The organism is Stenotrophomonas sp. STEN023 (assembly GCF_056760135.1).
This window is the reverse complement of the sequence record NZ_JBRREF010000029.1, coordinates 26,741-53,068: the sequence shown is the minus strand read 5'-3', so window position 1 is coordinate 53,068 and position 26,328 is coordinate 26,741. Positions and strand designations below refer to the sequence as shown.

Annotated in this window: 27 protein-coding genes and 1 pseudogene; 13 read left to right on the top strand and 15 right to left on the bottom strand. The window is 64.0% G+C overall.

All coding sequences use genetic code 11. The features are described 5' to 3' along the window. Positions 1–420: 420 nt before the first annotated feature. From ACVOLV_RS10490 to ACVOLV_RS10475, 4 genes are all read right to left on the bottom strand, one after another. The gene (locus ACVOLV_RS10490; RefSeq protein WP_303748316.1) at positions 421–687 is read right to left on the bottom strand and encodes a hypothetical protein; all 267 of its coding nucleotides are present in this window, start codon (positions 685–687) and stop codon (positions 421–423) included. Between the two features lie 63 nt (positions 688–750). Further along, on the bottom strand, positions 751–1,014 hold the full coding sequence (locus tag ACVOLV_RS10485; RefSeq protein WP_481554341.1) for a YdeI/OmpD-associated family protein: 264 nt from the start codon (positions 1,012–1,014) through the stop codon (positions 751–753). Then, positions 990–1,334, bottom strand: coding sequence for an iron chaperone (locus tag ACVOLV_RS10480; protein ID WP_481554340.1), 345 nt, complete (start codon positions 1,332–1,334; stop codon positions 990–992). The genes ACVOLV_RS10485 and ACVOLV_RS10480 overlap by 25 nt, the downstream gene beginning before the upstream one ends. Before the next feature lie 93 nt (positions 1,335–1,427). Next, positions 1,428–2,810, bottom strand: a complete 1,383-nt coding sequence (locus tag ACVOLV_RS10475) for an amino acid permease (RefSeq protein WP_481554342.1) — start codon at positions 2,808–2,810, stop codon at positions 1,428–1,430. Between the two features lie 135 nt (positions 2,811–2,945). Here ACVOLV_RS10475 and ACVOLV_RS10470 point away from each other — a divergent pair, with 135 nt between their 5' ends. After that, positions 2,946–3,674, top strand: a complete 729-nt coding sequence (locus ACVOLV_RS10470) for a hypothetical protein (RefSeq protein WP_481554339.1) — start codon at positions 2,946–2,948, stop codon at positions 3,672–3,674. A 60-nt stretch (positions 3,675–3,734) separates the two neighbouring features. Here ACVOLV_RS10470 and ACVOLV_RS10465 read toward each other — a convergent pair whose 3' ends face one another. Both ACVOLV_RS10465 and ACVOLV_RS10460 read right to left on the bottom strand, forming a co-directional pair. Further along, a complete protein-coding gene (locus ACVOLV_RS10465; protein WP_481554338.1) occupies positions 3,735–4,304 on the bottom strand; it encodes a hypothetical protein in 570 nt (189 codons plus the stop codon). 252 nt (positions 4,305–4,556) lie between these two features. Then, positions 4,557–5,699, bottom strand: a complete 1,143-nt coding sequence (locus ACVOLV_RS10460; RefSeq protein ID WP_481554337.1) for a nitrilase-related carbon-nitrogen hydrolase — start codon at positions 5,697–5,699, stop codon at positions 4,557–4,559. 38 nt (positions 5,700–5,737) lie between these two features. Here ACVOLV_RS10460 and ACVOLV_RS10455 point away from each other — a divergent pair, with 38 nt between their 5' ends. Continuing rightward, on the top strand, positions 5,738–6,070 hold the full coding sequence (locus ACVOLV_RS10455; RefSeq protein ID WP_481554336.1) for a hypothetical protein: 333 nt from the start codon (positions 5,738–5,740) through the stop codon (positions 6,068–6,070). Here ACVOLV_RS10455 and ACVOLV_RS10450 read toward each other — a convergent pair. The 3 genes from ACVOLV_RS10450 to ACVOLV_RS10440 are packed head-to-tail and all read right to left on the bottom strand — an operon-like array spanning position 6,051 to position 8,147. After that, positions 6,051–6,557 (bottom strand): hypothetical protein, encoded by a 507-nt coding sequence (locus tag ACVOLV_RS10450; protein ID WP_481554335.1) that lies wholly within the window; start codon positions 6,555–6,557, stop codon positions 6,051–6,053. The genes ACVOLV_RS10455 and ACVOLV_RS10450 overlap by 20 nt on opposite strands. Positions 6,558–6,603: 46 nt before the next feature. Further along, positions 6,604–6,963, bottom strand: coding sequence for a hypothetical protein (locus tag ACVOLV_RS10445; RefSeq protein ID WP_296247458.1), 360 nt, complete (start codon positions 6,961–6,963; stop codon positions 6,604–6,606). After that, positions 6,960–8,147 carry a class I SAM-dependent methyltransferase gene (locus ACVOLV_RS10440; protein WP_481554334.1) on the bottom strand — a complete coding sequence of 396 codons (1,188 nt, stop codon included), beginning with the start codon at positions 8,145–8,147 and terminating at the stop codon, positions 6,960–6,962. Before ACVOLV_RS10440 ends, ACVOLV_RS10445 begins: the two co-directional genes overlap by 4 nt. A 445-nt stretch (positions 8,148–8,592) precedes the next feature. Between ACVOLV_RS10440 and ACVOLV_RS10435 the strand changes: the two genes are divergently transcribed. From ACVOLV_RS10435 to ACVOLV_RS10400, 8 genes and pseudogenes are all read left to right on the top strand, one after another. Continuing rightward, entirely contained in the window at positions 8,593–9,444 is an 852-nt protein-coding gene (locus ACVOLV_RS10435; RefSeq protein ID WP_481554333.1) for a DUF1838 family protein, read from the top strand. Positions 9,445–9,532: 88 nt separating this feature from the next. Continuing rightward, on the top strand, positions 9,533–11,968 hold the full coding sequence (locus ACVOLV_RS10430) for a TonB-dependent receptor (RefSeq protein ID WP_481554332.1): 2,436 nt from the start codon (positions 9,533–9,535) through the stop codon (positions 11,966–11,968). Positions 11,969–12,111: 143 nt separating this feature from the next. After that, a complete protein-coding gene (locus ACVOLV_RS10425) occupies positions 12,112–13,512 on the top strand; it encodes a flavin monoamine oxidase family protein (RefSeq protein WP_481554331.1) in 1,401 nt (466 codons plus the stop codon). A gap of 55 nt (positions 13,513–13,567) precedes the next feature. Next, the gene (locus ACVOLV_RS10420) at positions 13,568–14,740 is read left to right on the top strand and encodes an acyl-CoA dehydrogenase family protein (protein ID WP_481554330.1); all 1,173 of its coding nucleotides are present in this window, start codon (positions 13,568–13,570) and stop codon (positions 14,738–14,740) included. Then, positions 14,740–15,747, top strand: coding sequence for an NADP-dependent oxidoreductase (locus ACVOLV_RS10415; protein WP_481554329.1), 1,008 nt, complete (start codon positions 14,740–14,742; stop codon positions 15,745–15,747). Before ACVOLV_RS10420 ends, ACVOLV_RS10415 begins: the two co-directional genes overlap by 1 nt. Positions 15,748–15,756: 9 nt before the next feature. Continuing rightward, positions 15,757–17,337: an alpha/beta hydrolase gene (locus ACVOLV_RS10410; protein ID WP_481554328.1), complete on the top strand. Its 1,581-nt coding sequence runs from the start codon at positions 15,757–15,759 to the stop codon at positions 17,335–17,337. 14 nt (positions 17,338–17,351) lie between these two features. Continuing rightward, positions 17,352–18,908: an FAD-binding oxidoreductase gene (locus tag ACVOLV_RS10405; protein ID WP_481554327.1), complete on the top strand. Its 1,557-nt coding sequence runs from the start codon at positions 17,352–17,354 to the stop codon at positions 18,906–18,908. 281 nt (positions 18,909–19,189) lie between these two features. Beyond that, a pseudogene (locus tag ACVOLV_RS10400) lies at positions 19,190–20,041 on the top strand (PA4780 family RIO1-like protein kinase); the annotation flags it as partial. 94 nt (positions 20,042–20,135) lie between these two features. Here ACVOLV_RS10400 and ACVOLV_RS10395 read toward each other — a convergent pair. From ACVOLV_RS10395 to ACVOLV_RS10370, 6 genes are all read right to left on the bottom strand, one after another. Further along, complete coding sequence (locus ACVOLV_RS10395) at positions 20,136–20,573, bottom strand: hypothetical protein (protein WP_481554326.1); 438 nt, start codon at positions 20,571–20,573, stop codon at positions 20,136–20,138. Beyond that, complete coding sequence (locus tag ACVOLV_RS10390; RefSeq protein WP_481554325.1) at positions 20,570–21,001, bottom strand: hypothetical protein; 432 nt, start codon at positions 20,999–21,001, stop codon at positions 20,570–20,572. Before ACVOLV_RS10390 ends, ACVOLV_RS10395 begins: the two co-directional genes overlap by 4 nt. 75 nt (positions 21,002–21,076) lie before the next feature. Next, positions 21,077–21,421 carry a hypothetical protein gene (locus ACVOLV_RS10385; protein WP_481554324.1) on the bottom strand — a complete coding sequence of 115 codons (345 nt, stop codon included), beginning with the start codon at positions 21,419–21,421 and terminating at the stop codon, positions 21,077–21,079. Between the two features lie 167 nt (positions 21,422–21,588). Then, positions 21,589–21,795, bottom strand: coding sequence for a hypothetical protein (locus ACVOLV_RS10380; protein ID WP_481554323.1), 207 nt, complete (start codon positions 21,793–21,795; stop codon positions 21,589–21,591). A 1-nt stretch (position 21,796) separates the two neighbouring features. Further along, a complete protein-coding gene (locus ACVOLV_RS10375) occupies positions 21,797–22,246 on the bottom strand; it encodes a 3-dehydroquinate dehydratase (RefSeq protein WP_481554322.1) in 450 nt (149 codons plus the stop codon). Positions 22,247–22,249: 3 nt separating this feature from the next. After that, positions 22,250–22,663: a hypothetical protein gene (locus ACVOLV_RS10370; protein WP_481554321.1), complete on the bottom strand. Its 414-nt coding sequence runs from the start codon at positions 22,661–22,663 to the stop codon at positions 22,250–22,252. A 194-nt stretch (positions 22,664–22,857) separates the two neighbouring features. On the opposite strand from ACVOLV_RS10370, the gene lepB reads away from it, so the two are divergent. The 3 genes from lepB to lldR all read left to right on the top strand — a co-directional run bounded on the left by lepB (position 22,858) and on the right by lldR (position 26,325). Next, positions 22,858–23,478, top strand: a complete 621-nt coding sequence (gene lepB / locus ACVOLV_RS10365; RefSeq protein ID WP_481554320.1) for a signal peptidase I — start codon at positions 22,858–22,860, stop codon at positions 23,476–23,478. 369 nt (positions 23,479–23,847) lie between these two features. Next, positions 23,848–25,506, top strand: a complete 1,659-nt coding sequence (lldP, locus tag ACVOLV_RS10360) for an L-lactate permease (RefSeq protein WP_481554319.1) — start codon at positions 23,848–23,850, stop codon at positions 25,504–25,506. Between the two features lie 54 nt (positions 25,507–25,560). Further along, positions 25,561–26,325 carry a transcriptional regulator LldR gene (gene lldR / locus ACVOLV_RS10355; RefSeq protein WP_481554318.1) on the top strand — a complete coding sequence of 255 codons (765 nt, stop codon included), beginning with the start codon at positions 25,561–25,563 and terminating at the stop codon, positions 26,323–26,325. The last annotated feature ends 3 nt before the right edge of the window (positions 26,326–26,328 follow it).

The window sequence follows — 26,328 nt, the reverse complement described above, 5'->3', positions numbered from 1 at the left end:
AGCATGGCTCGGCACTACAGTTGAGGCGGTATCGGGAATGCCCCAGCCGAGCATGGCTCGGCACTACAGTTGAGGCGGTATCGGGAATGCCCCAGCCGAGCATGGCTCGGCACTACAGTTGAGGCGGTATCGGGAATGCCCCAGCCGAGCATGGCTCGGCACTACAGTTGAGGCGGTATCGGGAATGCCCCAGCCGAGCATGGCTCGGCACTACAGTTGAGGCGGTATCGGGAATGCCCCAGCCGAGCATGGCTCGGCACTACAGTTGAGGCGGTATCGGGAATGCCCCAGCCGAGCATGGCTCGGCACTACAGTTGAGGCGGTATCGGGAATGCCCCAGCCGAGCATGGCTCGGCACTACAGTTGAGGCGGTATCGGGAATGCCCCAGCCGAGCATGGCTCGGCTCTACCTCGGTTTGCTTAGTCCGACTCGGGGCGGTTCAGGGCCGAGGTCAGGGCTGCGGCGTCTTCGCGGCTCAGGAACAGGTATTCCAGCTCGGCGCTGCCGAACTTGTCTTCCAGCTCCTGCTTGCGCACCGGATGGTTGCCGAAGCGGTAATGGGTGCTGCCGTCATCGATGTTCTCGATGGCATACACGCCGAAGGACGGCGGATTTGTCAGGGTGCCTTCCAGCTTCACGGATGCCGGGTCGATGGCGCGCTGGATGAGGTCTTCTAGGTCGATCATGGCGTAGCAACAGGACTGATGGGGGGATGTCTTGGGGAAGTGGAATCGCTGGGGCGTTCCACGTCAATGCGTCTCATGTTTCCAGTGGCGTCGCTTGCCATCAGACAACCACTCGATGGCCTGGGCGATACGCTGCTGGCGGGTGCTCTCACGTTTGGCTTCTCCTATCCATTCCAGATAGTCGCGCTGATAGCCCGGGGCAAACCCGTCGAAGTGTGCCTTGGCTGTCGCGGCACCGGCCAAGGCCTCGGCAAACGCCGGCGGCATCGGCAGGGACGCCCGCGGTGCAGCTTTGGGCCGGGTTACGCCTGTGTCGATACGTTGCATGGAGGCGCGTAGCTGGCTGGTGAATTCGCGCTTGCCAGGCAGGTCAGCAAGCGACTGCAGGCGGCCGTACTGGCCCATGCCGTATCGTCACCGCCAGTCGCGTCGCGCTGCCAGAAGCCCAGCGTGGCGTGTGCCTTGAACGCGGCCATGCCACACAGCAGCTTGCCCTTGTACAGGAACGCTGGCATGCCCCACTTGATGGCTTCCTCCGCCACCTCGCAACCGCCGTGCACGCGCTGCCGGATCTCGCGCAGGATTGGCTGCGCGAAAGGAGCGGCATTGGCGATGTAGGCGTCTACGCGGGGGTCTGGGGTTGGCATGGCTGGGCTCGGATGGGCGCAGCCTGCCGTTAGTTTCGCGTTAAAACAAGCCCGCCATGGTCGTAGTCGGGCGAACAGCCTGTTCCGGCATGGTCAGGCGCGGCGTGCGCGCCTTGCCAAACCGCTGAACAGCGCGATGAAAGCGGTGAAGGCAGCCATCGACAGGAACTGCAGGCGGGTTTCCGGGGTGGTCAGCAGCAGGGCGAAGATCAGCGCCAGGATCGCCAGCGCCAGCACCGTCAGATACGGGAAGCCGGCCATGCGAAATGGCAGCGGCGTGCCCAGGCGGTCGGCGCGGCGGCGCAGGATCAGCTGTGACACCAGGGTAATGGTCCACACCAGCAGGCAGGTGGAGCCGACCACGTTGAGCAGCACCGGCAGCACCTTGTCCGGGTAGATCAGCTCCAGCACGGTGGCGGCGAAGCCGAACAGCACGCTGGCCAGCACCGCGATCACCGGGACCTGGCGGGTATTGGTCAGGCCCAACCAGCGCGGGGCTTCGCCACGCTCGGCCAGCGAATAGATCATCCGCGAGGCGCCGTAGAGGTTGGCGTTCAGCGCCGACAGCAGGGCGATGACTGCGATCAGGGTGATGGCGGTGGCAGCCCCGGGGATGTTGGCCACCTGCAGCACCGCGGCAAACGGCGACTTGAGGGTGGGGCTGTTCCACGGCACCACCGCGATGATCACGCCGATCGAGCCGATGTAGAACACCAGGATGCGCCAGGCCACGGTACGGATGGCGCGGGCCAGGCTGCGTTCGGGATCCTGGGTTTCGGCGGCGGCCACGGCCACGATCTCGGTGCCGCCGAAGGCGAAGATCACCACCAGCAGCGCCGCGCCGATACCGGTCAGGCCCTTGGGCATGAAGCCGTCATGGCCGGTGATGTTGGCCAGGCCGGGCGAGGGCACATTCGGCAGCAGGCCCAGCAGCAGGGCGATGCCGATCAGGATGAAGGCGATGATGGCGCCGACCTTGAGGATGGCGAACCAGAACTCGAATTCGCCGTAGTTGCGCACCCCCATCATGTTGATCACGGTGAACACCACCATGAACGCCAGTGAGGTCAGCGGTACCGACAATTGTGGCCATACCGTACTGAGCAGGCCGGCCGCACCCACCGACTCGGCGGCGATCACCACCACCAGCTGCGCCCACCACAGCCAGCCCACGGTAGCGCCGGCGGTGGCGCCGAGGGCGTCCGCCGCGTACACCGAGAACGCGCCACTGGCAGGCCGCGCGGCGGCCATCTCACCCATGGCGTGCATCATGATGATGACCAGGGTACCGGCCACCAGGTAGGAGATCAGCACGGCAGGGCCGGCAGCCTGGATGCCGACGCCGGAGCCCAGGAACAGGCCGGCGCCGATGGCACTGCCCAGCCCCATCATGATCAGCTGGCGCGGCTTGAGCGCGCGTTCCAGTTTCTGTGAGGGGGCGCTGGCCGGGGCGGAAGAAGTGCTGGGCATCGGCAGGTTCATGGTCAAGAAGAGGGCGACACGATACCGCGTCCGCCCGCCGCAGTGGCTGTGCCGTTGGTGGGGATTGGCATGCTGCCGGTACGATGAAGGCCCCGGCGCTTATGTGCGCCTGCAGCAACAGGTGCGCGGATGCGTGGCCTGGATTTCAGTTCCTGGCAGGGTCTGCTGTCGACGTTGTTCGGCCTGGCGATCATCACCCTGATCGGCGTCGGTATCCGCCTGCTGGTGATGCAGGTGGTGCAGCAGAAGCGCGAAGCAGCCAATCGTCAGATCAATGAGCGGCTCAAGACCCTGATCGCCGCCTACAAGACACTAGGCGGTTCCTTTAAGGGTGACCTAACGGTTGATCCCAGCCATCTGCGCGACTTGCGCCGACGCGCCGCCGAGCTGGCGCAGGGCGAGGCCGTCACCACCGCCGGGGGCGCACTGCTGTTGCCAACGCCGGATCCGGGCGAGGCAGGTGAGCGTGCGCGGCGCATCCGTGATGCGGTGGAAGCGGCGCTGTCGGACGTGATCCTGCTCGGCACCGAGGAGCAGGTGCGGCTGGCTGCGCGCGCTGCCACCGACATGGTCGACGGTCGCCCCATCCACACCGCCGAGCTGGTGGTGTCGCTGCGTGACTTCATCCGCAGCGTGCTGGATCTGGAGGTGATTCCGGCGGCGCTTGTGATACCCAGGCAAGGGCCGTCGCGCCCGGCCAGCAGCGGTGGCAACAAGGGCGGTGGCAAGGCTGCAGACAAGGATGGTGGCGGCACTGGCAAGGGCGGTGCCGGCGGTGGCATGGGCGCCGGTATGGGCATGGGTGCGGGCCTGGGCTATGGCGCAGGACGCAGCGGTGAGGATGATTCCGCGCGTTAGCGGTGGGCGCCATGGCAGGCAGGGGATCGGCAGCCCGGCTGGATCTGCCTGCGCAGCAACTCAGGCGATGCGTTCGACCCGGCACTGCCTGCAGAGCGGATAGTTCTCCAGTAACGGCAGGATCGCCGCGTGCATGCGCTCGAAGCTGTCGCCATACATGTACAGCGCGGTTTCGGTGGGGCCTTGCCAGTGGCTGTTGACCATGCCGATACCTTGCAGGCGGCGCTCGCACTCGTCATGCACATGGTTTGAATCGCATACCTCGTAGACCTCCGCCGGCAGCGCGGTGCCATTGAGGTAAAGGGCGAGGCCTTCGTGCTGGCCCAAGCCGATGCGCTTGCTGTCGGCGCCGGCAACCATGAATGAACCCTTCGGGGCCAGCATCGCCTCGAACAGCCGGCCGACCATGGCGATCCTCTCGGCGCTGAGATCATCCACGCGCACTTCGATGTCACAGGCGGCGACCTCGCCATTGTCGGCAAGCAAGGTGCCGCCACCCATGACTTCTGCGCCAAGATCATGCGCATTGCAGGCGTCACTGAATGCGTCTTCCAGATCGGCGCGGTGCATCGGCTGCAGGCGCGCATTGAGCGTCACGATGATGACGCCCGCAGTTTTTTTCTTGAACATTCCCAACATCGCAAACTCCGGCGCACAAGGAACGGGCGTTCCCAGCTGCGGCCGGTCAACATCCCCCTGCACGCAGTATGGGCTGGGGAATGTGCAGGCAAGGTGCAGGATTTGCGGACTGGTTCACAGTGCCTTGGCTGTTCAGTATCGCCAGCCAGGCGCTGCACCTGCCGCAGCCGATGCTGCGGCAGGTGCCTTTCCCTCTGCGCCAAGGGCGGATTTTCCAGCCGCTAGCAGTGCCGGTGGCGCTGCTTACTTCCAGCGTGATTTGCCGCGGATGTAGCGTGCGGCATCTTCCAGTGAAGTGGGCAGGTATTCCGACCACAGGTTCGGCGGATAGGCATTCTGGTAGGTGTCGTAGACGTCGCGGAAAAGATCCATGTGCACGACAGGCTGGCGTTTGCGCGCACGCAGCTCGGCAATCGGCACGCGGCCCAGCACCAGTGTCTCTTCCTTGCTCTGCGCCTCGGCGACGATCTTGCCGCTGGGATCGTACAGCGCGGTGCCGCCTGAACCCGGATCATCGAAGTAGGGGCCATTGTCCGGCGAGATCGAGTTGTTGACGATGGACGAGTAGACGCCGTTGTACATCGCGCAGGCGGCAACATCCATGTCCGAGAATCCACCGGAGGCGGTGCGCAGGAAGACCTCGGCACCCTTGAACGCCATCGCCCGGAACAGCTCCGGCTCACGTTGCGTCGAGCTGGTGCAGATATTGCCAAGCGGCGTGCGCGTCACCGGCACCACTGCATCGCGGCCATACATTTCCACGTAGCGCTCGAGCACGTCGTAGGTGGTCGTGGTGAACAGCTCGAAGTCCGGGAACGCACCCTTGAGATTGCGCGCCTTCCAGTGCTTGTCCACGATCTCGCCCTTGTCGTTCATGATCGTGGTGATCGACAGCACGTGGCCCGGCCAATCCGGATCGGTGGCATAGGCACCGAACACGATCCAGGTGCCGTACTGGCGTGCCTTGGCGGCGATGGCTTCGGTTTCCGCCCCGGGAATGGTGATGGCGAACTTGAGGATTTCATCGCGGGTCCACTTGCGCCAGCCGCTGAGTGGGAACTCGTGGAACTGCAGCAGGTCGGGTTTGGCGTGATAGTGCGCCTTGTCGATGAGTTCAAGCATGTGTTCGAGGTTGCGCTTGCTGCCGGCCTTCCAATCCCTGGCATCGAAGCTGTGCACGCGCGACTGCACCAGGCCCAGGGTCCATGCCGGCTTGGCCAGTTCAACCGTGGCGTAGGTGCCGTCGGTGTGCTCATTGAGCACGTCCTGGCCCTTGCCCATTGCTGCCTGTGCGGGTGCCGAGCTGCCAAGCAGGGCGGGGCCGACGGCACCGAGTGCGGCCAGGCCGGCGGCGCTGCCGAGGAAATGTCTGCGGGTGTTGCTCATTGCTTGCCTCGATGGATGGGCGGCGTGGATCATCTTGGTTGCAGTTGCAGTTGCAGTTGCAGTTGCAGTTGCAGTTGCAGTTGCAGTTGCAGTTGCAGTTGCAGTTGCAGTTGCAGTTGCAGTTGCAGTTGCAGTTGCAGTTGCTTGTGCTGTTGCAGTTGCTTGTGCTGTTGCTTGTGCTGTTGCTGTTGCTTCTCCCGCTTGCGGGAGAAGGTGCCCCGAAGGGGCGGATGAGGGGAGCTTCTAAAGCTTCAAGAGCTGTCAAAGCGTTTGGCTCGCTTGCTAGGAGCTTCCCCTCACCCCAACCCCTCTCCCGCGCGCGGGAGAGGGGCTCAAGCAACAGCAGAAGAGTCAGATCGGGTCGCCGTTGAAGCTCTCGCCCTTGATCTTCTGCCAGTCGCGGCTGACGAACTTCTCGTCGATCAAGGTGCGCTGCACCAGCACACCATTCTTGTACCAATGCCAGATGCGGTTGCGCAGCTGGCCGCAGTCGGAAAGCTGGATCATCTCGTACAGCTCCAGGCCTTCCTCACCTTTGCGTTTCCAATACAGCATTACCGTGCGGTGGTAATCGTCCAGCGGTACTTCGGCTGCCCAGCCATAGATCAGCTCGTTGTCGAAGATGACGCGGCCGAACTCATAGCGGGTCGGGAAGTCACGCACTTCCACCTTGCCATCGGCCCAGCTGTAGTGGTTGGTCTGGTGGTAGGGCACGTTCTCGTCGCTGGGAAAACGGCAGATCAGGCGCGACTTGTGCTCGTCGATCTTGTCGCCGTTGGCATCGTAGTAACGGTAGACACCGTCCCAGACGCCTTCGTGACGGGCCAGCAGCGGTAGGTGCAGTTGCATGTTCGGCATTGCGGTTTCCTGTGGTCGTGTTGATGTCATCAGTTGAGGCTTGGCCTCATTCGTTGCGAAGTGCATCCATCACTTCTTCCATCGGCACGTCCATAGCACCGCCTTCCACCGCCTCGGTTTCCTGCTGCACGATGCGCAGCACCCGGGCGATGTATTCCTTCATCCACAGCGTGCGCTGTGCTTCGGCCTCACGGTCCGGGCGGAACTGGTCCAGCTCCTCGCGGCTGAGCAGGCCCTTGTGTTCGATCAGGCGTTCCAGCGCGTCCAGGCGCTGGTGGGTCACTGCGTTCTCCATGGCAATGGCCATGGCGATGGACAGCACGCGCTCCACGTCCGGGTCCTTGAAGAAGTACGGACGCTTGCCGCGGGCGCGGCTGCCGGCCAGGGCGATCGGATCGATGCTCATGCTTTCCACGCTCCAAACATGGTCCACAGCGCAGCACGGCCGTGGTCTTCGCCGCTCTCGTTGGCGACCGGGAAGATGTCCCGATCAACCACACCGCGGACCTTGGTTTCGAAATAGCGCTCGGCATCGAAGCCGGCCGCGGCCATCATCTGGCGCAGGTCGTACTCGTGCATCACGCTCCAGAACGGCTCGTTGTTGTTGTACGCATCCCAGTCGCGGATGAACTGCTCGTAGGGGTCCATGCCGTGGTACTGCGGCTGCTCCAGGTGCGCGGTCAGGCCGCCGCTGGCCAGCAGGCGCTGGATCTCGCGCAGCTTGCGCGGCATCGCCGTGGAAGAGCTCTCATGCCAGAACATGGCGGTGGTGATCAGGTCGAACGAACCATCCGCATAGTCCAGCGCTTCGCCATTGGCTTGGCGGAACGTGATGTTGTTGACGCCAAGCGCACGGGCGCGGGCATGCGCATAGCGCAGCATCGGCGCGGCCACGTCGATCGCGATCACTTCGGCATCGGGAAAGGCCTGCGCCAGCGGCACGATGTTGTGGCCGACTGTGCAGCCTATATCGAGGATGCGGCGTGGTTTGAACCCGGGATGCTGTTCCTGCAGCCACTGCGCCAGCGCCTGGCCGCCGCCGTCGTTGTAGCGGCCAAGCATGCCGCCGGTGGTGGCAAAGATGCCGCAGTCGTAGTTGGCGGCGGCAGATACGTCATCGGCCAGCAGCTCGGTGTGGTAGCCGCCGGGCATGCAGTGGATGTCGACCGCGCTGGAGTAGCGCGGCACCTGCACCGAGGCATCGAGCTGCAGGCCGTCGTCGCTGGCGTTGAGCGCGCGGGTCTTCTCGATCAACGCATCCACCTGTTTGAGCACCAGGCCGCGACCGGCCTGCTGGCGCATTTCCATGCTGCTGCGGCGCAGGGCGCTCCAGGTCTGGTAGATCGCATCGCCAGCCATCGCCTTGCGGACTTCATGGCGGGTCTGCGGCGCACGGCCCTTCTCCTTCTCGAAGGCGGGTTTTACCCGGCCTTCGTAGGCGACTTTGACCTTGGGGCTGAGCTGGGTGGCCAGGTAGCCGTTGAGGTTGGCGAGGAAGTCGAAGCGGGCGGTGTCATCCAGCGCGCTGTCAGGGAACACCGCGTGGCGGCCCACGTGCTGCCAACTGGGGGGCAGGGCTTGCTGGCTCATGGCGATTCCTCGGAAGGCTTCAAGTTCTAAAGTTATATCTATATGTCATGTTGCTCTGGTCGGGGTCAAGCGGCGGTTTGATACCTGCGCCACGGTCCCTGCGGTGGTGGCTGCAGCGTCCTGCTGGCGTACCCCGATTCCCGAATTTCTCAAATGTCCGGACAAAAAGCCAGTGCCGGTTTTCATGGTGCTGGCAGAGGCTTTTTTGTTGCGAAGCAACATCCTGCGCGGTCTCGCCATTGGCCCGCGCGGCAAGGTTTTCATGCCGCCCAGCGCTGCCGCGGGATCGCCGACATAGGTTCTACAAATGATTGGACAATCATGTACTAATGATATAGCTATATGTCATCTTCGATGGGTCAACAGGCCTGTCTTCCGTGGTCCGGAGCAGGCCAAGGCACTGGCTTCATCGCTCCATTTCAATCGGGGGTTGGACGTGATTCGAATGTCATCGGTTTTGCTGGCTGCCGCAATCGCACTTTCGCCACAGGCAAAAGCGCTGGATCTGCAGTCCGAACAGGGCAGCGTCGAGGCAATGGTCAAGCTGCGTTGCTCGTTGGACCCCAAGCAGGAAGAGATCCTGTGGTGGGCCGGCACCTTGTTCGCGCAGGAGCCGGGCAAGAAGGCCGCACCGCTGATGGGCTTCGAGGGCTACAACATCTGCCGTGCCGAGAAGCAGGCCGATGGCGTGTGGCGTTTGTACACGCGTGAGCTCACGTTCTATCGCGACTTGAAGACCGGCAAGATCATCGACAGCTGGGACAACCCGCTGTCTGGTGAGCGCAACGAGGTCGTGCAGGTCGCCAACGATCCGGTCAACACCGTGCTCAACGCACCGGGCCGCCCGCTGCAGCTGCCATGGGTGGAAGCCGGCGAGCAGGTGATGCTGACCCTCAACATTCCGCTGGCCTACCCCAACCCGCTGCAGCCGGCCGAGTTCCCCGCCGAATCCAGTGGCCCGACCTATATGGGCTCGGAGCACTTCATGTTCTTCGCGCCACGCGCGGATCTGGAAAACCCGGCGCTGAAGAGCGTGCCGGTCACCTACGGCTGGACCCGCATCGGGCCGTGGCTGCCATGGATGAAGCTGGGCATGCGCCCGGGCAGCCTGTTGTACATCGCGCAGGGCAACAAGCGCGCATCGGTCAGTGAACTGCCGGCCGATATCCAGGAACTCGTGCGTACCCGCTACCCGGAATACGCACGCGCACCCGCAACCTGGGTGCAGCCCAACGTCACCAGCTGGAGCGCCTACAAGCAGCTCAAGCAGGGCGCGGCGGCGAAACAGCAGGACTGAAGTACGGAAACACCGGACGGAACCCTCCCCCAAGACGGCGCATCCATCCTCCCAATCCATTCCGATCAAACTTTCCAGTCGGTAGACCATGAAAACCATCAAGCCAGACCTGCTGTGCTCCTCGATCGCCTTGGCACTCATGCTGTGTGCCGGCAACGCCACCGCCGCGGCTGCCGACGAATCGACGCCGCCGCCGGCAGCCAACAGCGAGGCCGTGCAGAGCCTCGACCAGATCACCGTGACCGCGCGCGGTGTATCCGAACCACTGCAGCAGATGCCATTGCCGATCACCGCCATGTCGGCGCAGACCATTGAAAAGAAGGGTCTTGTGGATGTGCGCGACATCGCCAACCTGTCGCCGAGCTTCTCGTTCAAGTCCGGCTATGGTCGCGGCTTCGACCGCCCGGTGATTCGTGGCATGTCCAACATCCAGGGTGAGGCCAATGCCTCGTTCTTCATCGACGGCATCTTCGTCGAGGGTGACATTTCCAGTTATGGGCTGGAGAACATCCAGCGCGTGGAGGTGATCCGAGGGCCGCAGTCGGCTGCATTCGGTCGCCGCACATTCTCTGGTGCGGTGAACTTCATCACCAAGCGCCCTGGCAGCGAACCCGGTGGCAAGCTCACCTTGGGCGCAGGCAACTACGGCCAGGAGAAAATGAGCCTGTTCTACTCGGGCGGCACCGAGGATGGCGCGTTCGGCTACGATCTGAGCCTCAACAAGCGCGGCAATGATGGCGTGTTCTACAACAACGCATCGGGCCGCAAAGACCTCAATGGCATCGAGACCGTCAGTGGCATGGCGGCGATTGCCTGGTCACCTACCGACGCGCTGGACATCACCGCAAGGGTGATGAAGCAGAAGAGCCGCGACCAGCATTTCGCCGTCGCGCGCCTCGGCAGCGAAAACCTGAATTGCTACTTGCCGGAATACACCGGCGGGCTGTACTTCGGCCTGTATCCGATCCTGGAGTCGCGTCGCCGCGGCTACTACTGTGGCGAGTTGAAGGCGCCGTCGGACTACGCGCTCAATACCAGGGAATTCGAGAGCGCCGGTTACTTCGCCGGGCGCAAGAGCGATCTGCTGCGCACCAGTGTGGTGGTGGACTATCTGTTCGCCAACGGCTGGAACCTGACCTCGACATCGGCCTACAACAAGAGTGAAACCTACGCCGCCAGCGATCAGGATTACAGCACCATCCGCGGCTACGGCGGTGCGTTCGAGAGCTTCGCCAACAGCGGCGTCAAGAACTGGTCGCAGGACATCCGCCTGACCAGCGACCAGAGCCTTGCCGTGTCGGGCATGCTAGGCGCGTACTACTACGAGCAGAACGCGCAGCCGGGCTGGGGCGGCGACCTGACCGGCTACACCATCGGCGGCAGCAAGGTGGTCACCCCCATCCCGACCAATCCCGATGACCAGACCGTCAACAAGGCGCTTTACGGTTTGATCAACTGGCACATCAACGACCAGTGGACCACCTCGCTGGAAGGCCGTTACGCGCGCGATGAGATCAGCAAGGGCGGTACCGACGTGCGTGTTCTCGGTGCCACTACCTATCGGCAGACGTATGCGCTGGACAAGACCTTCAGCAGCTTCACCCCGCGCTGGACGCTGAGCTATCAGGCGCGTGAGAACGTCAATCTGTATGGCTTGGTGTCCAAGGGCAACAAGCCAGGTGGCTTCAACACCGACGTCTACCGCGCCGACTTCCTCGAGTCCGAGCGCGATGCGCTGATCGCCCGCGGCCTGAATACCTTCAAGGAAGAAGAGGCCTGGAACTACGAACTGGGCATGAAGAGCGACTGGTTGGACGGCACCCTGCGCGTCAATGCCAACATCTACCAGATCGACTGGACCAACCAGCAGCTGACCGAAACCGGCCCGGTGATCCGCAAGAACGGCTCGCTGTTCTCCACCAGCTACACCACCAACGTCGGTGAATCGCGCATCCGCGGATTCGAGCTGGAAAGCCAGTGGGCGTTCGCGCAGGGTTGGCTGGCCAGCCTGGCGTACTCGTTCACCGATGCCGAGATCCTGAAGTTCATCAGCCAGGACCAGGCGGATCTGTTCTCCAGCAGCAACGCACCGACGTTGGCGGACCCGGCTGCCGACGCCGCTGGCGCTACCCTGCCGCGCGTGCCCAAGCACAAGGCCACGCTGGGCTTGATGTATGACGGAGCACTGTCCAATGGCTGGGAATACACCGCCAACATGGACGTCAACTACGAAGGCAAGCGCTACATCCAGGTCGACAACCTGGCGTACATCGGTGCCTCCACCCGTACCAACTTCCGCTTCAGCATCCGCCCGACCGAGCAGCTGCAGGTGTCGGCCTACATCAACAACGCGTTCAACGACCGCACCCTGGAAGACGCGCAGCGCACCATCAATCCGGATGCATACGTCGCCGTGCCTGCAGTGCCGCCGTTGACCGGGCTGGCGGTGACCAACCTGCGTGATTTCGGTTTGACGCCTTCGCTGCCGCGCATGTACGGCATTGAGGTCAGTTACAAGTTCTAAGCAGCGAGGCGGGCTGGGAGGGTCGTTGCACCGTCCCAGCCGCGCTTGATTGGCGTTACCGACCCCCAACAGATCGTCGTTCCCGCCTGCGCGGGAATGACGGCCCTTGAAGCAACAATCCCGCACCTTTGCAGGCAGAACCAATGCAACGACGCGATTTCATCAACGGAGTTTCCGCCATGGCTGCACTGTCGCTGCTGCCGGGCATGCTGCACGCCAAGGTGCCTACCAGCGATGTCATCGTGGTCGGTGCTGGCCTGGCTGGTCTGTCTGCCGCCCATGCCCTGGAAGCAGGCGGCGCGCGGGTCACCGTGCTGGAAGCCAATCCGCGCGTCGGTGGCCGCCTGCAGACGGTGGTGCGCAACGGCATCCGCTTTGAAATCGGTGGGGTTGAAGTCGGCACTGCCTACGAACGCGTACACGCCCACGCCAAGCGCGTTGGTGTCGGCATCGTGCCACCGTCGGCGTCGTTGCCGACGGCAGCCGGTCTTGGCCTGGCCATCGGCGATACGCTGGTGCCAGCAAAATCCTGGGGTGAAAGCCCGCTCAATACCTTGCAGGGCCGCGAGCATGGCCTGTTGCCGCCGCTGCTGCTGGCCACCGCGATTGCCGAGCTTGGCCTGCCTGCCGTCGACAGCTGGCGCGATCCGGCCAATCTCTCGCTGGATATCCCACTGTCACAGCTGATCGCCAGCAAGGGCTGGTCGCCGCAGGCGTTGCAGTGGATGGATATCGGCAACAGCTTTTCTTCGCTGCACTCGATCAGTGCGCTCGATGCACTGCGCCGCGATGCGCTGCGTCGGTTCGGCTCCAGGGGCACTGGTTGGGTGCAGGGCGGTAGCCAGGCACTGCCGGAGGCGATGGCGGCGTCACTCGCGCAGCCGCCGCTACTCGATGCCCAGGTCACCCGGGTCGAATCCGTGCGCGGCAAGCTGGAAGTCCGTTGCGCCGATGGTCGCCGCTTCCGCGCCGCGCATCTGGTGCTGGCCCTGCCCAGTGGCCCGCTCCGCCGCATCGCGATGGATCCGGCGCCGCCGGTCGCGCAGCAGGAGGTCTGGTCGGCACGCCGCTGCAACGCCGTCACCACCATCCACCTGCAGCCCACCCGCAAATTCTGGGAAGACGATGGCCTGCCGCTGTCGTTGTGGGGCGATGGCCCGCTGCAGCGCGTGTTTGCCGTGCCCGGTGCCGATGGCCAGATCAACCGCCTGATCGTCTGGCTCAACGGCGCCATGGCCCTGCAGGCCGATCAGCTCGACCGTGCGGCCCGCTTCGCCTGGGCCATCAACGCCATGCAACGGCTGCGGCCGGCGTCCAAGGGCGCGCTGCTACCGTTGGAGACCCGCAGCTGGGGCAATGATCCGCTGGCCGACGGCGCGTTCTCGGAGATTGCGCCGGGCCATTTTGCGCAGACCCTGCGCTGGGCCAACACCCCGTTCGGGCGCATCCACTTCGCCGGTGAGCAGACCGAACTGCAGGTTCCGGGCATGGAAGCGGCCGTAACCTCGGGCGAGCGTGCAGCTGCAGCAATTCTTTCGGCCTGATTGAACTACCTTATCCCCTACCTTCCGGGCGCGGATGCGCCTTCCAGAGACAGTAATGAGCCTGAAGACACTGAACCCCTACGATTTGTTCGACGTGCGTTCGCTGCTGAGCGAGGAAGAACGCGCTGTACAGGATTCCGTTGCCCGTTTTACCGATGAGCGCGTGTTGCCGATCATTGGTGACTGCTTCGACCAGGGCCGCTTCCCGACCGAGCTGATCGGCGAGATCGCCGACATGGGCCTGCTTGGCAGCTCGCTGCCGGAACAGTACGGCGGCGCCGGCTTGAACAGCGTCAGCTACGGCCTGATCTGCCAGGAACTGGAGCGCGGTGATTCCGGCATCCGCAGCTTCGTCTCGGTGCAGAGCTCGCTGTGCATGTACCCCATCTACGCCTACGGTTCGGAAGAGCAGCGCCTGCGCTGGCTGCCGGACATGTCACGCGGCAAGGTGATCGGTTGCTTCGGCCTTACCGAAGCCCATGGCGGCTCCGACCCGGCCAGCATGAAGACCCGCGCCGTCAAAGATGGCGGCGACTGGGTGATCAACGGTTCCAAGATGTGGATCACCAATGGTTCGGTGGCCGACATCGCCATCGTCTGGGCCAATACCGACGACGGCGTGCAGGGCTTCGTCATCGAGAAAGGCACGCCGGGTTTCACCGCCCAGGAAATCAAGCACAAGATGAGCCTGCGCGCCTCGGTGACCGGCGCGCTGTTCTTCGACAACGTGCGCGTGCCCGACGCCAACCGCCTGCCCAACGTGAAGGGTTTGAAGGGTCCGCTGGGCTGCCTCACCCAGGCCCGCTACGGCATCACCTGGGGCCCGCTGGGCGCGGCGATTGCCTGCCTGGACGAAGCGCTGGCCTATACCAAGGAACGCATCCTGTTCGGCCGCCCGGTGGCCGCCACCCAGAGCGCGCAGATCAAGATGGCCGACATGGCCCGCCGTATCACTGCCGGCCAATTGCTGGTGCTGCAGCTCGGTCGTTTGAAGGACGCCGGGCAGATGCAGCCGCAGCAGGTCTCGCTGGCCAAGTGGAACAACTGCCGGCTGGCCATCGACATCGCCCGTGAGTGCCGTGACCTGCTCGGCGGCGCCGGCATCACCACCGAGCACGGTGCGATCCGCCATGCACTGAACCTGGAATCGGTGATCACGTACGAAGGCACCGAGACCGTGCACCAGCTGGTGATCGGCCGCGAGCTGACCGGCATCAACGCGTTCTGATGATGGACGGCCTGCACAGCACAATGCAGGCCGTCTGCCTGCGGCAGCTTCCGCAAGGCCTGCCGCAGCTGCAGGATTTTGAAACGCAGCAGCTGCCGTTGCCGGTTGTCGGCGATGGCCAGCTGTTGGTGCAGGTGCAATGGCTGTCGTTGGACCCGTTCCTGCGTGCGCAGCTCGGTGGTCGCTACGCGTCGCCGTGCCCGCCGCTGGGCAGCATCGTGCCGGGCTATGGCATCGGTACGGTAATCGAAGATCGCAGTGGTCGTTTCGCGCCCGGCAATGTCGTGACCGGCATGACCGGCTGGGCCGAGCAGACCGTGCTGGATGCAGGCACCACTTCGCTGATCGATGCAACGCTGGCACCGGTCAGTACCGCCGTTGGCGTGCTGGGCATTCCCGGGCTCACCGCGTGGGCCGGTGTGCGCAGGATTCTGCAACCCACGCCCGGACAAACCATTCTGGTTTCCACCGCCGCTGGCGCGGTTGGCAGCGTCGTTGGCCAGCTGTGCAAGGCGGCAGGTTGCCGCGTGGTCGGTATTGCCGGCAGCGCGCAGAAGTGCGCCATCGTCACCGACGATTTCGGCTTCGACGCCTGTGTCAGTTATCGCGATCCGGATTTCGTTACCGCCCTGCGCGCGGCCTGCCCGGGTGGCATCGACGGCTACTTCGACAATGTTGGCGGCGCCGTGCTGGAAGCGGCGCTGTCGCTGCTGCGCCTGCATGCACGCGTGGTGCTGTGTGGGCTCAGCGATCAGTACAACCGCGCCGAGCGCCCGGCTGGCCCCAATCTCGGGCCGGTGATCGGTGCGCGCGCACGCCTTGAAGGCCTGGTGGTCCATGACCATCTGGGCGACTTCGCGCAATGCCGCAGTGAGCTGGCGCAGATGATCGCCGCCGGCACGCTGCGTTACCGCGAACATATCCACCACGGGCTGGCCACTGCGCCGGCTGGTTTCATCGGCCTGCTCAATGGCGACAACCTGGGCAAGGCGCTGGTACGGCTCTAAGGAACAGGCATGACCCAGATCCAACGGCGCTTCGCTTCCGTCAACGGACGGCAGGTGCACTACCGTATTGCCGGCAGCGGCCCGGCGTTGCTGTTGATCCATCAATCGCCGCAGAACTCGCGGATGTGGGCAGCGATGCAGCAGCGCTACGCCGACCGCTATACGGTGATTGCGCCGGATACGCCCGGCTTCGGCTACTCCGATGCCTTGTCCGGCAATCCAATGACGATTGCCGAGTTCGGCGCGGCCACCCTGGCGTTCGTCGACGCTATCGGCCTGCAGCGTTTCGCGGTGTTCGGCATGCATACCGGTGGACTGATCGCGACCTGGCTGGCCTGGGCCAATCCCGAGCGCGTGGCAGCGCTGGTGGTCGATGGCTACGCGGCTTTCACCGCGCAGGAAAGCGCCCTGTATGGCGACGCCTACCTGCCACCGTTCGTGCCGCAGTGGGACGGCTCGCACCTGCGTTGGCTGTGGTCGCGCATGCGCGAGCAGAAGTATTACTTCCCGTGGTACGACGGCCGCGCCGAAGCGGCGATGGCGATTCCACCGCAGACCATGGAAAGCACCCGCGAAACGGTGATGGATGTGCTGGATGTCGGCGACACCTATCGCGCCGGTTATGCGGCGGCGTTCCGCCACAACGATCACTTCTGGCTGCAGCAGCTGCAGATGCCGTCGTGGCTGGTTTACCGCCACGGCGATCCGCTGCTGGCGCACATGCCGCGCCTGCACGATGTGCCGGCCAATGTGGCGGTAGTTGAAGAGCCTGCAGGCATTCCGGCCATGCTCGATAGCATGGATGGCTGGTTGGCGCAGACCTTGGCTGCGGAGCCGGCCTTCGTTGCTGGCAACGCGGGTGCCGCGACGAACAATAGTTGGCAGCGCCGCATCATCGCCACCGCCAGCGGTGACATGGCGGTCTGGGAGCGGGCAGGGCAGGGGACGCTGCGCCTATGCCTGCATGCGCCCGGCAGCCGGCCGCTGGTGCCGCAACAGCTTGATGACGATGACAGCGCGTGCCTGCTGCCGGATCTTCCCGGCCATGGTGCCTCCTGCGAAAGCGATGCTGGCCTGGACGCCGCCAGCGTGGTCGCCGCCTTGTTGGATGCAGTGCGCGACAGCGCCGAGCTGCCGTTGCTGATCGAAGCGCATGGCGCTGCTGCCGGCTACGTTCCTGGGCTGGTGGATGCGCTGGGTGCGCGTGTCAGCGAAGTCGTGCTGCACTCGCCATGGTTGCTCAATGCCGAGGAGCAGGCGCTGCTGTTGCAGAACCTGCCAAGCACGGTCATCGACCGCGCGGGCGGCTATCTCTGCGACGCCTGGCAATGGGAGCGCGAGCGCCACCTGCTATGGCCATGGCTGCCGCCCAGCGCTGCTGCGCGCCGCCGCGTGGATGCGCCTGCGCCTGCGCTGGTGCATGCCAACGTTGTCGAACTGCTACGCCTCGGCAGCCGCCTGCACGGCCTGCTGCGTGATGTCACCGCGCCGGACCTGGCAGCGCATCTGCGTGCCTTGCCGGTACCGCTGCGTGTCATCACCGATGCCGAATCCGATTACCAGGGGCGCGCCGCCGCCCTGTCCGCCTGAACCGAAGGACCCCCATGAGCAACGACACCGCCACCGCCGTCATCGCCACGCTGCAGTCCAGCTGGGGCGACAACATCGTCACCGATGCCAGCGAGCTTGAGTACTACGCCACCGATGTTTACTCGCAGGGCCAGCCGTTGCTGGCGGTGCTGCGTCCGAACGATGCACAACAGCTCGCCACTGCGGTCAAACAGCTCACCGATGCCGGTGTCGCGGTGATCGCGCGCGGTGGTGGCATGAGCTATACCAGCGGCTACACCGCTGCACAGAGCCCAAGCGTGCTGGTGGATACCAGTTCGCTGGACAGGATCGTCGAGATCAATCTGGAAGACGCCTACGTGGTGGTCGAAGCCGGTGTCACCTGGCGCGCCCTGAAGGACGCGTTGGACGCCAAGGGCGTGCGCACGCCGTACTTCGGACCGATGTCCGGTTCACACGCCACGGTCGGCGGCGGCATGTCGCAGGGCGCGGTCTTCCACGGCAGCGCACGCTATGGCTGTTCGGCCGATGTGGTGCTGGGCCTGCAGGTGGTCACCGCCAATGGCGACATCCTCACCACCGGCTCGGCGGCCGCCGCCAATACCGCGCCATTCTTCCGCTGGTACGGCCCGGACCTGACCGGGCTGTTCCTCGGCGATTGCGGTCTGCTCGGCATCAAGACCCGTATCGTGCTCAAGCTCATCCCCAGGCACACGCATATCGACTATCTGTCCTGGCAGTTTGCGACCGCCGAGGGCCTGTTTGCCGCGCTTGGCGTGCTTGCGCGACACGGCCTTGCCAGCGAAACAGCGGCCTTCGATCCGGCGCTTACCCGCGTGCGCATGCGTCGCGCTGGCCTGTCCAGCGACGTCAAGGCGCTGGGCAACGTGATCAGGAAGGGCGGCCTGATCTCCGGCCTGAAGCTGGCGGTGAAGGGTCGCGACATCGTCGACCAGGAGCAGTTCTCGCTGCACATCACTCTGGAAGGCGACAGCGCGGCAGAAGTCGCCGACCGGGTCGCGCGTGCGCGCAAGCTGGTCGCTGAGTTCGGCGAAAGTATTGAACCGTCCATCCCCAAGATGATGGCCGCCAATCCCTTTGCCGCCTGGAACTCCATGCTCGGCCCGCAGGGCGAGCGTTGGGCGCCGGTGCATGCACTGGTACCGCATTCCAGGGCCAGCAGCATGTTCCACGCGTTGCAGGCGCTGTTCGCGCGTGAGCAGGCAACCATGGACAAACACGGCATCTTCATCGGCACCCTGCTGTCCAGCGTGGGTGCGCAAGTTGCGTTGATCGAACCCTGCATCTACTGGCCGGACAGCCACAATGCCTTCCACGTTCGCACCGTCGATGCCGATCACCGCGAACGCATCGGTTGCCCGGGCGAGCACCTGCAGGCCCGCGCCGCTGCCGATACGCTCAAGCGGCAGATCGCCGACACCATGCGTGCGCATGGCGCAGCCAACCTGCAGCTGGGCAAGTTCTACGACTACCGGGCCGGCCGCGACCCGGCCGCGCTGGCGGTGCTGGACGCGGTCAAGACCCAGCTCGACCCCAAGGGCCTGATGAACCCGGGCGTGCTGAGCCGCTAAGGTGAGGCGTTAGCCCCTCTCCCCGCGGGAGAGGGGCTGGGGATAGGGTTGGCGCAGCCGGCTCGGCACACCGCCTTCATCCCAAATTACTCCAAGCCAACGGTCAGGCGCGACGCCTGGCCGTTCGCGTTCGTGCCATCAGAACGCCCCACTCTGAACCCCGCGTTGCTGCCATGGCTGGCCGGTTTCCGTACCATCGGCAACAATATGCCGGCCTGATCCCACCCGGACGGCCCACGTTCGATGCAGATCGAGCCGCCACCCGCAGCCACCGAGACACTGTGAAAACACCCCAACAATTGCAGGTACTGATAGACGACGGCGTCATCGACGAGGTCCTGCGCCCGCTCAAGAGCGGCAAGGAAGCGGCGGTTTACGTCGTCCGCAGCGGCGATGAAGTGCGCTGTGCCAAGGTCTACAAGGACATGGCGCAGCGCAGCTTCCAGCAGCGCGTGCAGTACCAGGAAGGTCGCAAGGTGCGTGGCAGCCGCGAGGCCCGCGCCATCGGCAAGGCCAGCAATTACGGCCGCAAGCAGGCCGAAGCGGCATGGAAGAACACCGAGGTGGACGCGCTGTACCAGCTGCGCGACGCCGGCGTGCGGGTGCCTGAGCCGTTCGGTTATTTCCAGGGTGTGTTGGTGATGGAGCTGGTGACCGACGCCGAGGGCTACAGCGCCGCGCGCCTGGGCGAGGTGGAGTTGAGTGCCGAGCAGGCCGCCGAGTTCCACGCTGTGCTGGTCCAGCAGGTCAAGCTGATGCTGTGCTGCGGGCTGATCCACGGCGATCTGTCGCCGTACAACGTGCTGGTCGGGCCGGATGGTCCGGTGGTGATCGATTTCCCACAGGTGGTGAGTGCTGGCGGCAACAACGCCGCACGCACCATGCTGCTGCGCGACGTCAACAACCTCACCGCCTATCTCGGCCGTAGCGCACCGGCGCTGCTGGACACCTGGTACGGCGAGGAAATGTGGGAGTTGTTCCAGGCCGGCGACTTGTTGGCGGACACTGTGTTGACCGGCGAATTCACCCCGGACGAACACGCTGTGGATCTGGACAGCGTGCGCCACGCAATCAATGACGCCCGCGAAGAAGCGCTGATCCGCCAGCAAGGCCGCGAAGCCGCCGCCGAAGAATACTACTGCGGGTTGTGCCGCGCCCTGCTCGGCAGAGGCTTTCCCGGCAACGCCCGGGCCGAGCTTGGCTCGGCACTACGGAACGGTGCTGGCCTCACTCATCGCCAAGCGATGATTCCTCGCGCGGATCGGCCAGCAGGAATGAATCATCACCTGCAGCCGAGGTAACCCGCGCAGTGCCGCCATTGCGCAGCTCCCAATGCCAGCGCTCATAGCGGGTGGTGAGCGTGCCGCGCACATAACAAGGGCCGTGCAGGAAGAAATCATGTTCCTGGCGGGGGGTGATCAGCACGGCATTGCGGAAGAGCGCACGCAGCTGCCGTGGATCAGGTTTGAATCCATCACACAGAAGCGCATCGCGCTCGTTGTCGACGCCACTGCCGGTAACCACGATGTTGGACAATGCGCCCAGCGGACCGGGGCGGGTTGCGCATGCGCCCAGTAGCAGCACGCCGAGCAACAACAGGCTGCGGCCGATGACGCGCGAAGTGCTCGCCGTCAGGGTGAAAGCGCGGGAGATTCCATTCGTCACGGTGATGTATTCCCTTCGGTCTGCAACTGGTACTGCCCCGGCGCACCCAGCGCCACATTGAACACACGCGGCTCCAGCGAATAGGCATGGACCAGATTGAGCTGCAACGCTGCGTCGCTCAGCACGACCGTACCGCTTCGGTTGGGACATGACCAGAAGCTGTCCGATGCCTCGGCCAATGACAGCCTTGCAACGGTCGCAAAGGGCTTTCCGAGGGCCGGTGCGCTCAACCATTCAATCCAGACGCGGCAGGAGACGTGCTCGAAGCCAACATTCTCCAGGCGCACCCGATAAACCCCTTGCTGTTGACCTGACTGCCAATGACCGGCAGTGACGATGGCCAAAGTGGCAGCCTCGTCCGGGCTATCGGCCGCAACAGCCGGTGTAGCGGCAAGCAGCAAGTACAGCAGTATGGAATGACTATTCATGTCGAAGATCGTCCTTGGGAATCGAGTGCGTGCGGCACGCAGGCGTGTACCCGCCCGTTTGCCGATGATAGCGAATCACGAACTCGAATCCGGCTGCCAGCGAGTGGTGGCATGGATGAAGCCATGGCAGCGGTAATCTGGCCCTTCGCAGGAAATCTGGGCGGTAACCCGTGTTGCGTCCTTTGCGAAGCTGTAGCAGGCCACGGAGACCTCTCCGCACACGCTCAAGGCTGGCGCTGCAGATGGTCCGTAACGACGCGAGAGCGTGCTCTCGAGCAGCTCACGGCAGGGTTCGAAGTCCAGTTCCGAGCTGAAAATCAACTGTTCCAGGATATGGTTGGGCTGTTCCGTACATGCCTGCACCAGATCCGTTTCGATATCGAATTCCTGGCCCAGCGAGAAACCGTTGAGTAAAGGCATGTGAACCTGACGACCTGCAGTTCAAAGATGGCAGGCCGAGTGTATTTGGCCAAGCCTGGCTGTGAAAGCGGGCCAGACGACCACATGTAGTGCCGAGCCATGCTCGGCAAGGGGCTTTCCCCGCGATCCACCAGCCTTGCAGGAGTGGCGTAGGGAAGCGCCGCTCGCTACAGCCGACTGATCATCTTCAACCGCACCTGCGCCGCCGCCACATCATGTCGCTTTGCCGCCATCACGCATAGATGATCCAGCAATGCCTGCGGCTGCAGCAGCAATGGATCGCCTTGATCCAGACGCAGTGCCAGATGCCCCCACCAGAACGGGTGGCCATCCAGATAGATCTCATATCCGATGATGTAGCGATGCGCGTCCATCTCAGGTGCCTACATGCACGCGATCACCGACATCGCTGCAACACAGGTGCTCCAGCGCCAGTTCCATGGCCAGCACGTAGCTTTGCGCACAGTAGCCCTGGGCGATGCCAAGACGATGGCCAAGATGCTCCGGCAGGCAGGACTGCGGCGCATCGCTGGCGTCCTCGTGAACTTCCACGTAGGCATTGCGCAGGCGCGGCAGCAGGCGCTGCAGGCGCAGGCTGTACACGCAGGCGGCCGGTGCCAGCAGGATCACGTCGTCCGGGTTGTGGTCGGCCGCGCACAGTGAGTCCAGCAACTCCTGTTCAGAGCGGCAGTTGCGCTGTGCCACGCTGATGCCGACATCGAGTGCGCGATGCACCAATGCATTCATGACCGGGCTTGGCAGTGGCACAGCAGCCTGCAGTAGTGCATCACAGGCATCGGGCCCGCGTACGATGAAGATCGCCATGGCTCAGGCACCTTGTCCATTGCTGATCAGACGGGTTGTGATCGCCAGCGACAGGCTTCGCGCCGCGTCGGTACCGGTGCTGCAGACCACCACCGCGGTTGCGGCGTGGTGGGGATGTAGATGGGTTTCCAGCGTATCGGCATCGTTGTTGGCGATTTCGATATACGGCGCCGGCAAGGCGTCCAGGGCGTTGCATACAGCGTGGCCGTGCAGTGCCCACTGTGCATCGTCGGTGGCGCTGTTCTCAATCAGCACCCAGTCCGGCGCTTGCTGACGCGCGTTGTGCAGGCATTGGGCCAGCGCCGGCAGTGAGCCGCAGTGCAGGCAATGCAGTGGCTGTCCGGCGAGTTGTGCAGGCAGCAGGGACGCATCCGGCACTGCTGGGTTGCGGGTATGCCGGATCAGTAAAACGCTCATGTAGCACCACGTTCAAGCGCCGTGCGGCGCGGTGATGCCACGATGCGCCGCAGCCGCATCAAATCGCCATGGCGGCTGGGCGGGACGGCGTAAAGTCTGTGTAGCAAAGTGCGCGGACAGCGCTCCGTGGCCATGGGGAACTTCGACCAGCCTCGGCGGTCCATTCGGCTAGACCCCGGAGTTGGTGATCAGCCATGAATGAGACTGCGTCCCCTGCATCGCCCCATCCAGTGCTGGCCTGGCTGCGACGCGAAGCCTTCCCTTTGGCGGTGATGTTGCTGCTGCTGTTTGCCGCCCGCGACAGCCTGGCCAATCACTACCAGGTGCCCAGCGGTTCGATGCAGCCCACCCTGCAACCCGGTGACCGGGTGGTGGTGGATATGCGTGCTTACGGCCTGCGCGTTCCTTTCACTGATGTGCAGCTGTTGGCGGGGCAGGCACCGCAGCGCGGTGACGTGGCGGTGTTTGATTCGCCGGCCGACGGCACGCGCTTGATCAAGCGCGTGGTTGCCGTGGCTGGAGACCGTGTGCAGCTGCACGACGGCTACCTGTCCATCAACGAGCAACCGCTGCGTCAGGACGTGGCGCGGGAGTTGTTCGGCAACAAGCAGGTGCAGCTGGATCTGCGTGATGGCGGTGGTCCGGATATCAATGGCATCACCATTCCGGCTGGCAAGTTGCTTGTCGTGGGCGATCATCGCGGCAACAGCTTCGACGGCCGCTTCTTTGGTTTGGTGGATGCCGATACGGTTTATGGCAAGGCGGTGGCCGTGTACTGGCGGCGCGGTGATGGGCCGGAGTGGCGGCGGTTGTAGCTGGCGACAGCGAAGAAGAAACCGGCACGGTGACGTGCCGTTTTTTTTTGCCTTCGTTTTTGTCTTTTCTTGTAGGAGCGGCGTCAGCCGCGAAGCTGATGGCGCCGGCAATCTGCATGCATGCAATGGCAATCAGAAAGGGGGCTGTATTGGTGTTGGCTTCGCGGCTTACGCCGCTCCTACAAAATTTGCTAACTGGTAATACCAATAACCTTCACTAACCCTATGGTCTAATAGGATCTTCGCGGGAACGGCGATTCAATCGCGTCTCGTTGGTCGGCTTGCTTGATTATTGGTAATACCAATAATCGCGACCACGGCAACCTCCACCTGCGGGTGGGCCGCCTTTCGCCTTTGACGAGAACCTGCATGCAGCCCTGGGAACAACTGTACGACCCCGCTGGCAACCTCTGGCTGTCCAGCCTGATCGCGCTGTTGCCGATCGCCTTCTTCTTCGTCGCCCTGGCCGTGCTGCGCATGAAGGGCTGGCTGGCCGGCACCATCACCGTCGCCATCGCGCTGGCGGTGGCGCTGCTGTTCTATCGCATGCCGCTGTCGCAGGCCCTGGGTGCAGCCGGTTTCGGCTTCCTGTACGGGCTGTGGCCGATTGCCTGGATCATCATCGGCGCGGTGTTCCTGTACAAGGTTTCGGTCAAGACCGGCCAGTTCGCCATCATCCGCGCCTCGATCCTGTCGGTGACCGAAGACCAGCGCCTGCAGATGTTGATGGTGGGTTTTGCTTTCGGCGCGTTCCTTGAAGGTGCGGCCGGCTTTGGTGCACCGGTGGCGATCACTGCCGCGTTGCTGGTCGGGCTCGGCTTCAAGCCGCTGTATGCCGCCGGCCTGTGCCTGATCGTCAACACCGCGCCGGTGGCCTTCGGTGCGATGGGCATTCCGATCATCGTCGCCGGCCAGGTCACCGGGCTGGATGCATTCGAGATCGGGCAGATGGCCGGCCGCCAGCTGCCGTTCCTGACCATCATCGTGCTGTTCTGGATCATGGCCATCATGGATGGCTGGCGCGGTATCAAGGAAACCTGGCCGGCGGTGCTGGTTGCCGGCGGCTCCTTCGCCATCGCGCAGTACCTGACCTCCAACTTCATCGGCCCGGAGCTGCCGGACATCACTGCCTCGCTGGCCTCGCTGGTATGCCTGACGCTGTTCCTGCGCCGTTGGCAGCCCAAGCGCATCTTCCGCTTCGAAACCGAGGCCAGTGCCGACGCTGCCGCGCAGGCATCGGCCGCACCGCGCTACAGCGCCGGCCAGATCACCAAGGCGTGGTCGCCGTTCCTGATCCTCACCGCGATGGTCACGCTGTGGAGCATCAAGCCGTTCAAGGCCTTGTTCGCTGCCGGTGGGCCGCTGGAGAACTGGGTGCTGAAGCTGCCGGTGCCGGGCCTGGACCAGCTGGTGCAGAAGATGCCGCCTATCGTCAACGCGCCCACCGCCTACGAGGCCGTGTACAAGTTTGATGCCATCTCGGCTACCGGCACCGCGATCATGTTGGCGGCGGTGATCACCATCGTCTACCCGCGCATGCCGGTACGTGCTGCGGTACGTACGTTTGCTGAGACCGTCAATGAACTGAAGATGCCGATCTATTCGATCGGCATGGTGCTGGCCTTCGCCTTCATCGCCAATTACTCCGGCTTGTCGGCGACATTGGCGCTTGCGCTTGCGCATACCGGCAAGGCATTTACGTTCTTCTCGCCTTTCCTGGGCTGGCTGGGTGTATTCCTGACCGGTTCGGACACCTCGTCCAATGCCTTGTTCTCGGCCTTGCAGGCGACCACCGCGCAGCAGATCGGTGTGTCCGAGGTGCTGCTGGTCGCTGCCAATACCACCGGCGGCGTCACCGGCAAGATGATCTCGCCGCAGTCCATCGCCATTGCCTGTGCGGCGGTGGGTCTGGCCGGCAAGGAATCGGACCTGTTCCGTTTCACCGTCAAGCACAGCCTGATCTTCACCGTGATGGTCGGCCTGATCACCACCGCGCAGGCCTATTGGCTGACCTGGATGATTCCCTGAGCCATGGCCACGCGCATCCGCCAACGCCGGGCAGCTTCGGGCCACAATGTCGGCATGAGTACGCAACGTATTTCCGACAAGGTGGCCGCGCAGCTGCGCGTGCTGGTGGACGAACAACAACTGCAGCCGGGTGACCGGCTGCCTTCCGAGCGCGCACTGGCGGTGCAGCTTGGGGTATCGCGCACGGCGCTGCGCGAGGCGATTGCCCAGCTTGGCAGCCAGGGTTTGCTGGTGGCGCGGGTTGGCGGTGGCACCTATGTCGCCGAGCCGGCAGCACGTGCGCGGCAGGCATTGGATGAACCGCTGGTGCCGTATCTGCCGCTGTTCCAGGGCGATCCCGAATACCGTTTCGACGTGCTGGAGATCCGCCACGCGCTGGAAGGTGCAACCGCCTGGCATGCGGCATTGCGGGCTACCGACGAGGACCGCACGCGCATCGCGCACGCCTTCCAGACCATGATGGACGCGCACGGCAAGGACGACCCGGCTGGCGAGGCGCGCGCCGATGCGGCCTTCCATCTGTCCATCGCCGAGGCCTCGCACAACCTGGTGCTGCTGCAGGTGATGCGCGGCCTGTTCGAGCTGCTGCAGACCAATATCTCGCAGAGCCGCGAGAAGCTTTACACCGCATCGACGACTTTCTCACCTCTGTCCGACCAGCACCGCGAAATGATGGATGCGGTACTGGCTGGCGACCCCGAGCGTGCGCGTGCCGCAGCGCATACCCATCTCGAGTTCGTGCACACCACGCTGCGCACGCTCGATGAAGACGAGGCACGGCGCGCCCGGGCCTCGCGGCTTCCTTCCCCCCACGGTTGACCC

Excerpts from the sequence above, each read along its gene's own strand:
- ACVOLV_RS10370 (WP_481554321.1), bottom strand. The coding sequence starts at position 22,663 with ATGAGCGTTTTACTGATCCGGCATACCCGCAACCCAGCAGTGCCGGAT.
- ACVOLV_RS10465 (WP_481554338.1), bottom strand. The coding sequence starts at position 4,304 with ATGTTCAAGAAAAAAACTGCGGGCGTCATCATCGTGACGCTCAATGCG.
- ACVOLV_RS10380 (WP_481554323.1), bottom strand. The coding sequence starts at position 21,795 with ATGGACGCGCATCGCTACATCATCGGATATGAGATCTATCTGGATGGC.
- ACVOLV_RS10450 (WP_481554335.1), bottom strand. The coding sequence starts at position 6,557 with ATGCCGAACATGCAACTGCACCTACCGCTGCTGGCCCGTCACGAAGGC.
- ACVOLV_RS10410 (WP_481554328.1), top strand. The coding sequence starts at position 15,757 with ATGACCCAGATCCAACGGCGCTTCGCTTCCGTCAACGGACGGCAGGTG.
- lldR (WP_481554318.1), top strand. The coding sequence starts at position 25,561 with ATGAGTACGCAACGTATTTCCGACAAGGTGGCCGCGCAGCTGCGCGTG.
- ACVOLV_RS10425 (WP_481554331.1), top strand. The coding sequence starts at position 12,112 with ATGCAACGACGCGATTTCATCAACGGAGTTTCCGCCATGGCTGCACTG.
- ACVOLV_RS10490 (WP_303748316.1), bottom strand. The coding sequence starts at position 687 with ATGATCGACCTAGAAGACCTCATCCAGCGCGCCATCGACCCGGCATCC.
- ACVOLV_RS10470 (WP_481554339.1), top strand. The coding sequence starts at position 2,946 with ATGCGTGGCCTGGATTTCAGTTCCTGGCAGGGTCTGCTGTCGACGTTG.
- ACVOLV_RS10415 (WP_481554329.1), top strand. The coding sequence starts at position 14,740 with ATGATGGACGGCCTGCACAGCACAATGCAGGCCGTCTGCCTGCGGCAG.
- ACVOLV_RS10420 (WP_481554330.1), top strand. The coding sequence starts at position 13,568 with ATGAGCCTGAAGACACTGAACCCCTACGATTTGTTCGACGTGCGTTCG.
- ACVOLV_RS10390 (WP_481554325.1), bottom strand. The coding sequence starts at position 21,001 with ATGAATAGTCATTCCATACTGCTGTACTTGCTGCTTGCCGCTACACCG.
- lldP (WP_481554319.1), top strand. The coding sequence starts at position 23,848 with ATGCAGCCCTGGGAACAACTGTACGACCCCGCTGGCAACCTCTGGCTG.
- ACVOLV_RS10385 (WP_481554324.1), bottom strand. The coding sequence starts at position 21,421 with ATGCCTTTACTCAACGGTTTCTCGCTGGGCCAGGAATTCGATATCGAA.
- ACVOLV_RS10430 (WP_481554332.1), top strand. The coding sequence starts at position 9,533 with ATGAAAACCATCAAGCCAGACCTGCTGTGCTCCTCGATCGCCTTGGCA.
- ACVOLV_RS10405 (WP_481554327.1), top strand. The coding sequence starts at position 17,352 with ATGAGCAACGACACCGCCACCGCCGTCATCGCCACGCTGCAGTCCAGC.
- ACVOLV_RS10480 (WP_481554340.1), bottom strand. The coding sequence starts at position 1,334 with ATGCCAACCCCAGACCCCCGCGTAGACGCCTACATCGCCAATGCCGCT.
- ACVOLV_RS10485 (WP_481554341.1), bottom strand. The coding sequence starts at position 1,014 with ATGCAACGTATCGACACAGGCGTAACCCGGCCCAAAGCTGCACCGCGG.
- ACVOLV_RS10440 (WP_481554334.1), bottom strand. The coding sequence starts at position 8,147 with ATGAGCCAGCAAGCCCTGCCCCCCAGTTGGCAGCACGTGGGCCGCCAC.
- ACVOLV_RS10435 (WP_481554333.1), top strand. The coding sequence starts at position 8,593 with ATGTCATCGGTTTTGCTGGCTGCCGCAATCGCACTTTCGCCACAGGCA.
- lepB (WP_481554320.1), top strand. The coding sequence starts at position 22,858 with ATGAATGAGACTGCGTCCCCTGCATCGCCCCATCCAGTGCTGGCCTGG.
- ACVOLV_RS10445 (WP_296247458.1), bottom strand. The coding sequence starts at position 6,963 with ATGAGCATCGATCCGATCGCCCTGGCCGGCAGCCGCGCCCGCGGCAAG.
- ACVOLV_RS10375 (WP_481554322.1), bottom strand. The coding sequence starts at position 22,246 with ATGGCGATCTTCATCGTACGCGGGCCCGATGCCTGTGATGCACTACTG.
- ACVOLV_RS10460 (WP_481554337.1), bottom strand. The coding sequence starts at position 5,699 with ATGAGCAACACCCGCAGACATTTCCTCGGCAGCGCCGCCGGCCTGGCC.